General features: G+C 69.0%; 11 protein-coding genes and 3 pseudogenes. 4 read left to right on the forward strand and 10 right to left on the reverse strand.

The features are described from left to right. Positions 1 to 56 precede the first annotated feature (56 nt). Entirely contained in the window at positions 57 to 1,658 is a 1,602-nt protein-coding gene (locus ACH47Z_RS08375) for a beta-N-acetylhexosaminidase (protein ID WP_399071885.1), read from the forward strand. On the opposite strand, the gene ACH47Z_RS08380 is transcribed toward ACH47Z_RS08375, so the two are convergent. The 7 genes and pseudogenes from ACH47Z_RS08380 to ACH47Z_RS08410 form a co-directional block, all read right to left on the reverse strand. Continuing rightward, entirely contained in the window at positions 1,622 to 3,418 is a 1,797-nt protein-coding gene (locus ACH47Z_RS08380; protein ID WP_399071887.1) for an IucA/IucC family protein, read from the reverse strand. The two genes, ACH47Z_RS08375 and ACH47Z_RS08380, sit on opposite strands and share 37 nt — an antisense overlap. Further along, positions 3,415 to 3,939 (reverse strand): GNAT family N-acetyltransferase, encoded by a 525-nt coding sequence (locus ACH47Z_RS08385; protein WP_399071889.1) that lies wholly within the window; start codon positions 3,937 to 3,939, stop codon positions 3,415 to 3,417. Before ACH47Z_RS08385 ends, ACH47Z_RS08380 begins: the two co-directional genes overlap by 4 nt. Beyond that, a complete protein-coding gene (locus ACH47Z_RS08390; protein ID WP_399071891.1) occupies positions 3,936 to 5,210 on the reverse strand; it encodes a lysine N(6)-hydroxylase/L-ornithine N(5)-oxygenase family protein in 1,275 nt (424 codons plus the stop codon). Before ACH47Z_RS08390 ends, ACH47Z_RS08385 begins: the two co-directional genes overlap by 4 nt. Further along, positions 5,194 to 6,636 (reverse strand): lysine decarboxylase DesA, encoded by a 1,443-nt coding sequence (gene desA / locus ACH47Z_RS08395; RefSeq protein WP_399071893.1) that lies wholly within the window; start codon positions 6,634 to 6,636, stop codon positions 5,194 to 5,196. The genes ACH47Z_RS08390 and desA overlap by 17 nt, the downstream gene beginning before the upstream one ends. Positions 6,637 to 6,763: 127 nt before the next feature. Then, a complete protein-coding gene (locus ACH47Z_RS08400) occupies positions 6,764 to 7,585 on the reverse strand; it encodes a siderophore-interacting protein (RefSeq protein WP_399071895.1) in 822 nt (273 codons plus the stop codon). A gap of 31 nt (positions 7,586 to 7,616) precedes the next feature. Further along, positions 7,617 to 8,663, reverse strand: coding sequence for an ABC transporter substrate-binding protein (locus tag ACH47Z_RS08405; protein WP_399071897.1), 1,047 nt, complete (start codon positions 8,661 to 8,663; stop codon positions 7,617 to 7,619). 165 nt (positions 8,664 to 8,828) lie between these two features. Then, positions 8,829 to 9,302 (reverse strand): annotated as a pseudogene (locus ACH47Z_RS08410) (hypothetical protein); the annotation flags it as partial. Positions 9,303 to 9,567: 265 nt separating this feature from the next. Between ACH47Z_RS08410 and ACH47Z_RS08415 the strand changes: the two are divergent. Next, positions 9,568 to 10,002, forward strand: coding sequence for a VOC family protein (locus tag ACH47Z_RS08415; RefSeq protein ID WP_399071899.1), 435 nt, complete (start codon positions 9,568 to 9,570; stop codon positions 10,000 to 10,002). Positions 10,003 to 10,070: 68 nt separating this feature from the next. Here ACH47Z_RS08415 and ACH47Z_RS08420 read toward each other — a convergent pair. Continuing rightward, a pseudogene (locus ACH47Z_RS08420) lies at positions 10,071 to 10,271 on the reverse strand (transposase); the annotation flags it as partial. Between ACH47Z_RS08420 and ACH47Z_RS08425 the strand changes: the two are divergent. Then, a pseudogene (locus ACH47Z_RS08425) lies at positions 10,271 to 10,369 on the forward strand (IS5/IS1182 family transposase); the annotation flags it as partial. The pseudogenes ACH47Z_RS08420 and ACH47Z_RS08425 overlap by 1 nt on opposite strands. Positions 10,370 to 10,624: 255 nt before the next feature. On the opposite strand, the gene ACH47Z_RS08430 reads toward ACH47Z_RS08425, so the two are convergent. Further along, positions 10,625 to 11,143, reverse strand: coding sequence for a hypothetical protein (locus ACH47Z_RS08430; protein ID WP_399071902.1), 519 nt, complete (start codon positions 11,141 to 11,143; stop codon positions 10,625 to 10,627). A 327-nt stretch (positions 11,144 to 11,470) separates the two neighbouring features. On the opposite strand from ACH47Z_RS08430, the gene ACH47Z_RS08435 reads away from it, so the two are divergent. Continuing rightward, positions 11,471 to 11,917, forward strand: coding sequence for a hypothetical protein (locus ACH47Z_RS08435; RefSeq protein WP_399071904.1), 447 nt, complete (start codon positions 11,471 to 11,473; stop codon positions 11,915 to 11,917). Between the two features lie 17 nt (positions 11,918 to 11,934). Here ACH47Z_RS08435 and ACH47Z_RS08440 read toward each other — a convergent pair whose 3' ends face one another. Beyond that, a complete protein-coding gene (locus ACH47Z_RS08440; protein ID WP_399071906.1) occupies positions 11,935 to 13,095 on the reverse strand; it encodes an acyl-CoA dehydrogenase family protein in 1,161 nt (386 codons plus the stop codon). Positions 13,096 to 13,097: the final 2 nt, after the last annotated feature.

The following is a 13,097-nucleotide window of genomic DNA, read 5'->3' on the forward strand; positions in this document are numbered from 1 at the left end:
GACGGTCATGACTGACCGTCACGTCTGATGGTCGGTCACATCTGAAGGGAGCGCATGTGAGACGGAACCACAGCACGACTCCCCGGACACCTCGCATCCTCGGATCACTGCTTCTGGTCGCGGCGGCCGGGATCCTCACCCTCGGCGCGGCCCCCACGGCACAAGCGGCCACCCCCACGCCACTGAACCAGGTCATCCCGGCCCCCGCCGCCGTCCAGCCCGGCGGCACCCCGTACCGCATCACCCGCGCCACCGGCGTGCGTGTCGACGCCACCCCCGAGGTGAGGCGCATCGGCGCGTACCTGACCGGCATCCTGCGGCCCTCCACCGGCTACCCGCTGCCCCTCACCGGCCACGGCCCCGGCGGCATCCGGCTCCACCTCGCCCAGGGCGACTACGGCGCCGAGGGCTACCGGCTGCACAGCGACGCGGCCGGCGTCACCCTCACCGCGAGCGCCCCCGCCGGCCTCTTCCACGGCGTGCAGACCCTGCGCCAGCTCCTCCCGGCCGCCGTCGAGAGGAAGACCGTCCAGCCCGGCCCCTGGCGGATCGCCGGCGGCACCATCGAGGACCGCCCCCGCTACGCCTACCGCGGCGCCATGCTGGACGTCGCCCGGCACTTCTTCACCGTCGCCCAGGTCAAGCGCTACATCGACCAGCTGGCGATGTACAAGATCAACGAGCTGCACCTGCACCTCAGCGACGACCAGGGCTGGCGCATCGCCATCGACTCCTGGCCGCGCCTCGCGACCTACGGCGGCTCCACCGAGGTCGGCGGCGGCAAGGGCGGCTACTACACCAAGGCCCAGTACAAGGAGATCGTCCGGTACGCCGCCTCCCGCTACCTCGAGGTCGTCCCCGAGATCGACATGCCCGGCCACACCAACGCGGCCCTCGCCTCGTACGCGAAGCTCGACTGCGACGGCACCGCACCCCCGCTGTACACCGGCACCAAGGTCGGCTTCAGCTCGCTGTGCGTGCCCCGGCAGGTGACGTACGACTTCGTGAACGACGTCGTCCGCGAGCTGGCCGCCCTCACCCCCGGCCGCTACCTCCACATCGGCGGCGACGAGGCCCACTCCACCAGCCACCCCGACTACGTGACCTTCATGGACCGCGTGCAGCCCATAGTGGCCACGTACGGCAAGACGGCTATCGGCTGGCACCAGCTCACCGGCGCCCACCCCGCCAAGGGCGCCCTCGCCCAGTACTGGGGCCTGGACACCACCAGCGCCGCCGACAAGGCCCAGGTGGTGAAGGCCGCGCAGAACGGCACCGGACTGATCCTGTCCCCGGCCGACCGGGTCTACCTCGACATGAAGTACACCAAGAACACCACGCTGGGCCTCACCTGGGCGGGCCTGGTGGAGGTACGGCGGTCGTACGACTGGGATCCCGGCACCTACCTTCCCGGCGCCCCGGATTCGGCGATCCGGGGCGTGGAGGCACCCCTGTGGTCCGAGACCCTGAAGACGAACGCCGACATCGAGTACATGGCGTTCCCCCGCCTGCCGGGCGCGGCCGAGCTGGGCTGGTCCCCGGCGGCCACGCACGACTGGGACACCTACAAGGTACGGCTGGCCGCCCAGGCCCCCCGCTGGGACGCCCTCGGGATGAGCTACTACCGGTCGCCGCAGGTGCCCTGGCCGGTGGCTTGAGCGAGAGGGTTCCGCAGTGTGCCGACGAGCTGGAGCGCGCCGGACGGATCGGCCAGGTCCACCATCTGCCGGTTGTCGCGCAACTGGAGCCGGTTGAGGCAGGACAGCGCGAACTCGGGGGCGAACATGTCGTACTGCCGGAACTTCCCGGCCAGTTCGGGCGCCGCAGCCTGATACTCGCGGGTGACCTCGGCGACCGTGTGCCAGAACTCGTCCTCTGACAGGACCCCTTCCGTGGCGAGGTTCGCGGCGAGGAACCGGAAGAAGCAGTCGAAGACGTCGGTGAAGACCGACAGCAGCTTCTTGTCGTCCGGGACCTCGACGCGGATCCGCCGTACCTCGGGCGGCAGTACGGCGTCCGGGTCCATCACCGCGATCTCCTCGGCGATGTCCTTGTAGACCGCCCGCCGTACGACCCCGTCCTCCAGCACCAGGATGACGTTCTCGCCGTGCGGCATGAACACCAGGTCGTAGGCGTAGAAGCTGTGCAGCAGCGGGGTGTAGTACGCCCGGAGGTAGTGCCGTAGCCACTCCACCGGCGGGAGCCCGGAGCGCTCGATCAGCGCGCCCGCGAAGGAGGCGCCGGTGTGGTCCACGTGGAGCAGGGAGGCCATGGTCGCGAGGGACTCGCCGTCCTTCAGCGAGGGCACCGGGCTCTCCCGCCACAGCGCGGCCAGCATCTTGCGGTACGGCGAGTAGCGGTCGGTGGCCCGCTCGTACTCCAGGTGCCGGTAGCCGACGGCCGCCCGCTCCCGGATGATCGTCAGGCCCGTCGACTTCAGCACCGGGTCGTTCTCGATCAGCCGGGCCAGCCAGTCGTTGATCGCCGGGGTCGCCTCCATGTAGGCGGCCGAAAGACCGCGCATGAACCCCATGTTGAGGACGGACAGGGCCGTCTTCACATAGTGCTTCCCGGGATGGGAGGTGTTGAAGAAGGTCCGGATGGACTGCTGGGCCAGGTACTCGTCGTCGCCCTCGCCGAGGCAGACCAGGTGCCGTCGGGCCACCTCGGCGGCGAAGGTGACGGAGAGCTTGTTCCACCACTGCCAGGGGTGGACCGGGATGAGGAGGTAGTCGGCGGGGTCGAGGCCCTGGTCGGTGAGGGTGGCACGGAAACGGTTCAGCGTCGGCTCGCCCAGCTCCTCCCGCAGGAAGGACTCGTACTCGACGCCGACGCCCGCCGTGAACGCGGCCCGCGAGCGGTGCGCGGCCAGCCACACCAGCCGTACCGGGCTCGCGGTCTCGGGGGCGTACGACAGGTACTCGTGGATGCCGAACCCGAGCCGGCCGTTGTTCGCCACGAAGCACGGGTGTCCCTCGGTCATCCCGGTCTCGATCGCCTGGAAGCCGCCGACGGCGAGTTCCGCGGAGGTGACGCGGGGCTTGGCCAGCTTGTAGCACGTGCCGGAGAGGGTGGAGGAGATCTCCTCCAGATAGACCGGCAGGATCTCGTCGCTCAGCCCGAGCGAGTCCTTCAGCTCGATGAAGAAGTCGAGTGCGGCGAGCGGGAGTTCACGGCCGTCGTGGTGCCGGGTGAGGGAGTCGGCGTCGATCTGCCAGTGGTCGAGGGCACGTCGGGTGGCGGTGAAGCGGTAGGAGGTGAGCCCGTCGTCACTGTGGACGACGTACGTGTCACCGTCTCGCTCCGGCGTGATCAGCCGCTCGTGCGCGAACTCGGCGAGCGCCTTGCGGACCAGCAGGCGGTTGGCGGTCGCCCAGCGCTCGGGGGAGAGGTGGGCCACGGCGTCGGCGAGGCTCATATCGACACCGCCTTCTCGAACCGCTCCCGCGTGCAGAAGCTCAGCAGCGCCTTCTTCTCCGGCTTCTGGATCTCCCGCTCGGCCACGAACCCGACGGCCTTGTTCAGAGCGTGCACGGCGGTGTTGGCGAGGTCGGGCTCGACCACGACACGTGCCACAGCCGGGTCCTCGAAGAGCCGGGCCAGCACGGCGGTGATGACGGCCCTGGTGAACCCGTGGACGGGGCTGTCGGTCGCCGGCGTCAGGAAGTGCATGCCGATGTCACCGGGCAACGGCTCGTACAGCCCGGCCAGTTCGCGGTGCCGGGGGTCGTAGTACTCCATCAGAAAGACGGGTTCGCCGTCCTGGAGTCCGAGCAGCGCGTGATGGTGCTCGTCGGCCGCGATCTCCATGTAGGCCCGCTCGACGTCCACCAGCGACGCGTCCTGCATCATCCAGAAGGCCGCCTTGGGATGGGTGACCCAGGAGTGGAGGAGCTCGGCGTCCTTCAGGGGGTCCAGCGGTCGGAACGTGAAGGTCATACGGCGAACTCCTGGAATGCGATGGTCTTCTCGACCGGGTAGTACTCGGTGCCGAGCAGCTCACGGATGATGTACGCGTTCCGGTACGCGCCCATGCCCAGGTCGGGGCTGGTGATGCTGTGGGTGTGCACGCCGGCGTTCTGGAGGAAGACTCCCCGGCCGGTCTCGTCGATCGTGTAGTTGCGGGCCACGTCGAAGTTGCCGTGCGAGTCGTAGCGCAGGCGGTCTCTGACCGGGGCCAGGAACTCCGGCTCGGCGTACGTGTAGCCGGTGGCCAGGACCAGGCCCTGGGATTCGATCTCGTAGTCCTTCTCCTGCTCCTCCTGGCGGAAGGAGAGGGTGTACGTGCCGTTCTCGTAACGCGCCCTGTTCAAGGCGGAGTTGGTCAGCAGACGCGTGGGCACGGGACCACCGAGGTTCTTCTGGTAGAGCAGGTCGAAGATCTCGTTGATCAGGCCACCGTCGATGCCCTTGAAGAGGCCCTTCTGCTGCTCGGTGAGCCGGTAGCGGGTGGCCTCCGGGAGCTCGCGGTAGTAGTCGATGTACTCCGGGGAGGTCATCTCCAGGGTGAGCTTGGTGTATTCGAGCGGGAAGAAGCGCGGGGAGCGGGTCACCCAGTTCAGCCGGTAGCCGTGGACGTCGATCTCGCTGAGCAGGTCGTGGTAGATCTCGGCGGCGGACTGGCCGGAGCCGACGATCGTGATCGACTCCTTCCGCTGCAGCTCCGCTCTGTGCTGTACATAGCGGGAGTTGTGGAAGTGGTCGCCGGCCAGGCCGCGCACCGCCTCCGGGTAGTGCGGGGAGGTGCCCGTGCCGAGGACGAGGTGGCGGGCGCGGTACACGTCTCCGGCCTCCGTGCGCACGAGGTAGTGCTCGTCCTCGTACGTCACCTCGGTCACCGTCGTGCCGAAGCGGACGCTGCTCAGTCGGCCCGCCGCCCAGCGGCAGTAGTCGTCGTACTCGACCCGCAGCGGGTAGAAGTTCTCGCGGATGTAGAACGAGTACAGTCTGCCCTTCTCCTTCAGGTAGTTGAGGAAGGAGTACGGCGAGGTCGGGTCGGCCAGGGTGACCAGGTCCGACATGAACGGGGTCTGCAGGTGGGCGCCGTCCAGGAACATCCCGGCGTGCCACTCGAAGTCAGGCTTGGACTCCAGGAAGACGCCGTTCAGTTCGGCGATCGGCTCGGTGAGGCAGGCGAGACCGAGGTTGAAGGGGCCGAGCCCGATGCCCACGAAGTCATGGGTGCGGCTGGCTTCAGGAAGCGCGGTCAAGGGACTCTCCCAGGTACTGCTCGGCGTGGCCGGCGATCAGGTCGAGGACGGCGGCGATGTCGGCCGTGGTCGTCTCGGGGTTGAGCAGGGTGAACTTGAGGTAGTGGCGGCCGCCGACCTTGGTGCCCGCGACCACGGCGTCACCGGAGGCGAACAGGGCCTTGCGGGCGTAGAGGTTGGCGCGGTCGATCTCGGCCGGGTCGGTGACGGCCGCCGGGATGTAGCGGAAGACGAGGGTGGAGAGCGAGGGCTCCACGACGACGTCGTAACGGGGATCGGCCGCGAGCAGCTTCCAGCCCTCGGCCGCCAGGTCGCAGACCTCGTCGAAGAGCTGCCCGATGCCGTCGGCGCCCATCACGCGCAGTGTCATCCACAGCTTGAGGGCGTCGAAGCGGCGGGTGGTCTGGAGGGACTTGTCGACCTGGTTGGGGATGCGCTCGTGCACCATGCGGCGCGGGTTGAGGTACTCGGCGTGGTAGGTGGCGTGGCGCAGCGTGGCCGCGTCCTTCACCAGCACGGCGGACGAACTCACCGGCTGGAAGAAGGACTTGTGGTAGTCGACGGTGACCGAGTCGGCGCGCTCGATGCCGGCGATGCGGTCCCGGTGCTTGAGGGAGGCGAGCAGTCCGCAGCCGTAGGCGGCGTCGACGTGCAGCCAGGTGCCGTACCGCGCGCACAGTTCGGCGGTCTCGGGCAGCGGGTCGATGGAGCCGAAGTCGGTGGTGCCGGCGGTGGCGACGACGGCCATGGGGACGAGGCCGTCCCGTGTGCAGCGCTCCAGCTCGCGGGCGAGGGCGACGGTCTGCAGGCGCTTGTCGTGGTCGACGGGGATGGCGACGACCGCGTCCTGGCCCAGGCCGAGCAGTTTGGCGGACTTCCTGACGCTGAAGTGGCTGACCTCGGAGGCGAAGATGCGCAGTTTCGCGGGGGAGTCGGTCTTCGCCTCCTCCCGGGCGAGGAGGAGCGCCTGGAGGTTGGACTGGGTGCCGCCGGAGGTGAACACGCCGTCGGCGGCGGGTCCGAGCCCGATCCGCCGGGCAGTCCAGTCGACGATCTTGCGCTCGATGAGGGTGCCGCCGGCCGACTGGTCCCAGGTGTCGAGGGAGGAGTTGACCGCGGAGAGCACGGCCTCGCCGAGCACCGCGGGGATGACGACCGGGCAGTTGAGGTGGGCGAGGTAGCGGGGATGGTGGAAGTAGACCGCGTCCTTCAGATACACGTCCTCCAGCTCGTCCAGGACGGCGGCGGTGTCGCCGAGCGGCCGGTCCAGGTCGATGGCGTCGACGCGGGGGGCGAGGGCGTCCACGGTGACGCCGGTGAACGGACGGTCGGTGGTGGCGAGTTTGGCCGCCACCCGCTCGACTCCTTCGGTCACGGAGCTTCGGTAGTGCTCCGCGGTGAGGCCATTGAGCAGGTGCGAGCGCATGTGGGGGTCCTCCGAGGGACAGTCCGTGCGGGGGGTTTGGGGTCCAGGTGTCGAACTTAGGTTAGCCTAACCTAAGTTCCTTGAATCACGGCATACGTCACCCGTGACAGCCTCACGTGACGGTGTGTTACTCCGCCGCCCGCAGCTCTTCCTCGGTCATCCCCTGCCGCCAGTACCCGACGAAGGTCACCCGCCGCCGGTCCACGCCGCGCTCGCCGACGAAGTGCCGCCGGAGTGCCTTCACCTGTCCCGACTCGCCCGCGATCCAGACGTACGGGCGCTCGGCGGTGGGGAGTTGGGCGGCCCGTACGGCATCGACGGCCATGGGGGACCCGTCGTGCCGTACGAGCCACGTGATGTCCGCGTCCGCCTCGGTGCGCACGTCCTGGATGTCTCCGGCGTGCGGCACCTCCAGCCAGGCGCGGGCGCGGGTGCCGGCCGGCAGCGACTCGAGGATCGCGGTCGCGGCGGGTACGGCGGTCTCGTCGCCCCACAGCAGGACGAGATCGGCGTCCCCGGGCGGGCGGAAGCGGATCGCGCGGTTGTCGGCGAGGGCGGGCCCGAGCACCAGGACCCGGTCCCCGGCGGCGGCGCGGGCGGCCCAGCGGGAGGCGGGACCGGCGGGGGTGTGCAGGACGAAGTCGATGTCGATCTCGTCGGGGGCCCGGCGCAGGGCGCGCAGGGTGTACGACCGCATCACCGCCCGTACGTCGTCCGGAAGTTCACGCCAGGCCTGCCACCAGTTGTCGCCCAGGTCCAGGGGTACGACGGGCTCCGGCTGGCCCGAGTGCGGCAGGAAGAGGGAGAGGGACTGGTCGCGCCCGTCGGAGTGGAACGCGTGCAGATCGGCTCCGCCGAAGGTGACCCGGACCAGAGACGGCCCCAGCCGCCTCGTCCGTACGACCTGGAGGGAGAAGAAACGGAACGGGGCGGCTACGGCCGTCGTCATGTGAGCTCCTGAAATGACGTCAGGTGGGTGGTCAGCTGACCTTCTTGGCCTTCTCCAGCGCCTCGGCCAGGCTGGTGAGCAGCGGCACGCACTTGTCGTACGACAGGATCGGCTCGGGGGAGCGCGCGATGACCTGTCCCGCCTTCACCGCGGGCAGCTTCTTCCAGGTCGGCTTGGTGATGCCGGCGGGCTGGAGCGCGGACGACCGGTCGTCCATCATGATGATGTCGGCCTGGTACTTGTCGACGTTCTCCCAGCTCAGCGACTCGTACCAGCCGCCGCCCTGCTTCTTGGCGCTCTCCGGGGGCTCGACGAAGTTCACGCCGAGGGCCTTGAAGTACTCCAGGTCGACGGAGAGGTTGGTGCCGGAGACGTAGAAGAGCGGGTCGCTCGCGCTGCCGGCCATCACCTTGATGCCGGGCTTGGCCTTGGCGGCGGCGCGCAGCCGGGCGGCGGCGGCCTCGAAGCGCTGCTTGGCGTCGGTCACCCTGGCGGCCTTCATGTCCGCGCCGAGCGACTCGGCGAGGTCCCACATGCGCTGCAGCGGCTGGGTGAGCTGACGGTCGTAGACGGAGACGCCGACGCTCGGGGCGAGTTGGGCGATCTTCTTCTTCGACTCCTCCGGGACGTACCAGAGGGTGCCCGCGTTGTCGAACATCGTCGTGATCAGCACGTCCGGCGCGAGCGAGGCGTACTTCTCGATGTTGAACTGGCCCCAGGTGTTGCCGAGGACGGTCACCTTGCTGACGTCCATGTCGCCGGCCTGGACGTCGGCCTTGCCCTCCTTGGTCGTCGTCGGGCCGAAGACGCCCTTGACCTGGACGCCGTAGTCGTGGAGCGCGGCGCCGACACCGGTGAACGCGACGATGTTCGCGGGGACCTTGTCCAGCTTCACGGTCGTACCGCGGTCGTCCTTGAACGACCAGGGGCCGGACGTGCCGGCCTTCGTCCCGCCGCCGGAGCCGCTGTCTTCGCCCTTGTCGTCCCCGCAGGCGGCGAGCGCGGCGCCGAGTCCGATGGCGCCACCCGCGGCGAGGATGCCACGGCGGGTGAGGTGGAGGGCACGGGCATGGGGCATGGGTGTGACTGCTTTCGAACGGGGCGAGGCGCCCGCCGGACAGGAGCGAAAGCAAGGTTAGCCTAACCTCACTTGATGTCCAGAGGTCCCGTGCCCGACGGTCAGTGTGTGCGCTTTTCCGTCCATTTGCCTTTGCTTGGTTGCCTCTTGCGACGAACAACACCGGCGCTCGGCCTGCCACCGCACACGCCACCGCTCCTCGGTGAGACGGGCGGCTTCCAGGTGGTGGCGGGTGTTCAGCAGCGGCTTGCCGCCGCGCACCACGCGCACGACACCGGCCTGCCACTCCACCCGCGCGGCATCCAGCCGGTCGGCCGGCACGCGCAGGCGGCGCGCCTTCGCATGCCACTCCCGCCTGCTGCGATAACCGCCCGGCGCCCCCTTGCCGCCCTTCTCCCCGACCGGCAGGGACGGCCGGTGCGCGATCGTCGCGATCCCGGCTTCCAGGCTGTGGATGTGTGTGAGCTGGCCGCGCCGGGCCGGCGCGCACTGATCGTGAGAGGCCTTCGTGATCGACCCGGCCCACCGGGAGGAGGACTCCCGCGTCAGCACGCGCTTACGCTCGGCCCACCGCCCGCTGTCATGGTCCAGCGGTCCCAGGGCGACGAATGGCGCTGCCAACTCCCGCAGCCCGCCCATGCGTTTACCCCCATCCCTGTGTCGGTCGAAGCCTCGCTCACCACGCCCGAGAGCTGTCCGGCAACTGATCTTGGTCTGAAGGTGGTTGGTCAGGAGTGAATCCTGGGGACCACTGGGGCGCTCCACCGCCACGGTCGCGTCGTTCTCCTGGACTGTTCGGTTTGATCACTTGGTGTCCAAGGCGGCCCAGGATGCGACGGGTGGCGGGCGGATCCGCCTGGGAAAATGAGCGACAGGGTCCCCTGGTACGCGGTACGGTGCGCCGATGTCAGAGATCAAGAAGTTCCAAGTCACCTTTGACTGCGCAGAACCTGAGCGCCTCGCTCGCTTCTGGTGTGAAGTGTTGGGGTACGTCACGCCGCCGCCACCTGAGGGGTTCACCACCTGGGACGATTTCAACCGCACCCTGCCTCCTGAGAAGCAGGGATCATGGTTCGCCTGCAGTGATCCCTCAGGCGTGGGCCCGCGCCTGTACTTCCAGCGCGTCCCTGAAGGCAAGATCGTCAAGAATCGGGTGCATCTCGACGTCCGGGTCGGCACCGGGCTCGTGGGGGACGAGCGCCTCGCCGCGCTCGAAGCCGAGTGTGCACGGCTGGTCGCGCTCGGTGCGACCCATGTGCAAACGCTGTATGCCGATGAGGAAAACGAGTCGTGCATCCCGATGCTGGACATCGAGGGCAACGAGTTCTGTATCGACTGAACATTCTTCGAGCCGGGGAGGTGGGAGCCACATCCCTTGGGCCTCTCTGATCTCGTATGGGGCGTGAGTTACCCCGCGAGGGCGAGGTTGTGCAGCCGGGTGATGCCGAGCATGGCGGTGTGAACGCCATCGCCTTTCAGACGGCAGTCGCGAAGGATCTTCCATGCCTTCATCCGCGCGAAGACGTGTTCGACGCGTGCGCGGACCTTGCGGTGGGACGCGTTGTGTTCCTCTTTCCAGGCCGGGAGTTCGGCCCGGCCGCGCTTTCGTGGTCGCTGTCGGCCGGCCGCTGCCCGGCAACCGCAACGACTGCAAGGCGTGGGAGCTGTCCGGCGCGAAGTCGGTCATTCGTCCTCGGCTTCGGCTGCGGGCGCTCCACCTTGACCGGTCCGGCGGTCCGTGAATGCGGCACCCATCGAGGAAGGGCACGATGTGCTGCGGGGCGGATACCGGGAGACGCCGCCGTGCTCGGGGGCCGTGAGGGCCGGGTGCTGTTGGTGCGGAGGCGGGTTGGCGAGGGCCGGCCATGCCGTACGCGGCGACGTCTGGGATCGGACTGCCGAGAGCTGCGTCATGCAAAGGAGCCCCCGCCGGCCTTCTCACCGGGCGGGGGCAGGGTGGGTCAGTCGAGGTCGATCGTGAAGCGCCTCGTGTTCGGAGCGATCGTTTCGGCGTGGATCTGGCCACGAGCCCGGTCGAATTTCCCGGTGCCGCCGGTGATCGCGTTGTCGAACGGAGGGGGAGGGGTCGTCGGGCGGCCCTGGGTGAGGATGCCGAAGACCATCCCCTGCGCGGAGAGCTGGCCGCCCGGGAGGGTGTAGGTCACGGTGCACTCCTCCGCTCCGCCGTCGACGGCCCGGGTGGTGGTGCAGGTGCCGCCGGTCTCGCCGACCTTCTTGCGGTTCTGGTCGAGGAGGTCCGAGCGGAAGACGGTTCGATCGCCTTGGGCGGCGGGGATGCCGCCTGGGGTGACGGGGAAGCGCGTCTGCTCCTTGAGCACGCCGATGAGTGTGATGACCCGGTGTCCGCCCTTGGCGTGGGCGGAACCGGTGTCCGTCGCGGCGGCCTCGACAGGGGCGCAGGCGAGAAGGGCGACCAGCGCAGTGGTCGTGCCGAGACAGGCTGCTCTGATGGGGCGCATCGTGTGGCTCCTGAGGTTGATGCTCATGGATGGTCAGGTGACGCATTCATAACCTCGGCTCTGCCGCCGCCCGGAACGTCCCGGCGTGACTCACCGGTATATCCGATCAATCGGACCAACCCGCGACGAGAGACGGCCCGCCCGACCGGACGAGTCGGGCGGGTTGACGCTGGTGCAGCACATAACGACCACCACCGGCAAAGGTCACGCATTCGATGAACAAACGCATGTATGCCTGCAAGGCCCGTGAGTCCCGTGGCGGGCAACAGTTCCCAACCCCAGCGGCTGGGTCGGCACGGGCCAGGTCTGGCAGCCCGGGGCGACGGCATGGTCCATGACCCGAAGGCCAAGAACGGGTGGGAGACCTCGCGCTCGCTGTTCTTCGGCCGGCTGTGGGGCGGCGGGTTTCCGCTCAAGAGCAACCAGGAGTTCCGCGGCGGCGACGCCTTCACGGCGAGCCTGGCGGTCGACCCGACCTTCTCGGAGTGGCGGAGCACGCTGGTGGGCCAGGCCAGGGAGAAGGGAATGGACGCGAAGTACGCGAAGAAGGACGCCACGTTCTACTACGACGACGCCGGGCCCGAGCCGGGCAACGGCGGCTTCGGGAGACCGGATCGGGCTGTCGTTCAAGAGCGACGACAGCCAGGAGTTCCCCTGCAACGTCGACCTGGCCGTGGTGGGCGGCGGGAAGAGCCTGTGCGAGACCAGCGACCCGGACGACCCGTGCGGCATCGGCGTGAAGCTCACCCGCGAGAAGTGAACGCCCGCGGGTGAGCCGTTGCAGGGCCCCTTCAGCTCACCAGCCCCAACTCCCGGGCGATCAGCATCCGCTGGACCTCGCTGGTGCCCTCGCCGATCTCCAGGATCTTGGAGTCGCGCCACATGCGGGCCACCGGGTACTCGTTCATGAAGCCGTAGCCGCCGTGGATCTGGGTGGCGTCGCGGGCGTTGTCCACCGCGATGGTGGAGGAGTACAGCTTGGCCAGGGCCGCCTCCTTCTTGAAGGGCTCCCCGGCGACCAGCCGGGAGGCCGCGTCCCGCCAGGCCAGGCGGGCCGTGTGGGCCTTCATCTCCATGTCGGCGATCTTGAACTGGATGGCCTGGTTGGCGCCGATCGGGCGGCCGAACGCCTCACGCTCCTTGGCGTACTTCAGCGACTCGTCCACACACCCCTGCGCCAGGCCCGTCGCGAGCGCCGCGATGGCGATGCGGCCCTCGTCCAGGATGCGCAGGAACTGGGCGTAGCCCCGGCCCTCCTCGCCCAGCAGGTTGGCCGCCGGGACCCGGACGTCCGAGAAGGAGAGTTCGCGGGTGTCCGACGCGTTCCAGCCGACCTTCGAGTACGGCGCCGCCACCGTGAAGCCCGGCGTGCCCGACGGGACGATGATCGACGAGATCAGCGGCTTGCCGTCCGGCTTGCGGCCCGTCACCGCCGTGACCGTCACCAGCCCGGTGATGTCCGTACCGGAGTTGGTGATGAAGCACTTCGTGCCGTTGATGACCCACTCGTCGGTGTCCGGGTCCAGGCGGGCCGTCGTACGGGTGGCCCCGGCGTCGCTGCCGCCGTCCGGCTCCGTCAGACCGAACGCGCCCAGGATCTCGCCCGAGCACAGCCGGGGGAGCCACTCGCGTTTCTGCTCCTCCGTGCCGAAGAGGTGCAGCGGCATCGCGCCCAGCGAGACGCCCGCCTCCAGGGTGATGGCCACGGACGAGTCGACCCGGGCCAGCTCCTCCAGGGCGAGGCCGAGGGCCAGGTAGTCGCCGCCCATGCCGCCGTACTCCTCTGGGAACGGCAGCCCGAACAGGCCCATACGGCCCATCTCGCGGACGATCTCGTACGGGAACTCGTGATGCTCGTAGAACTCGCCGATCTTCGGCGCCACGACATCGTGCGCGAACTCCTCCACCGTACGGCGGAGTTCCTCCAGCTCGGGGCTGAGGCGGTGGTCCATGC

Source organism: Streptomyces sp. NPDC020192, assembly GCF_044388685.1.
In the GTDB taxonomy this organism is placed as follows: domain Bacteria; phylum Actinomycetota; class Actinomycetes; order Streptomycetales; family Streptomycetaceae; genus Streptomyces.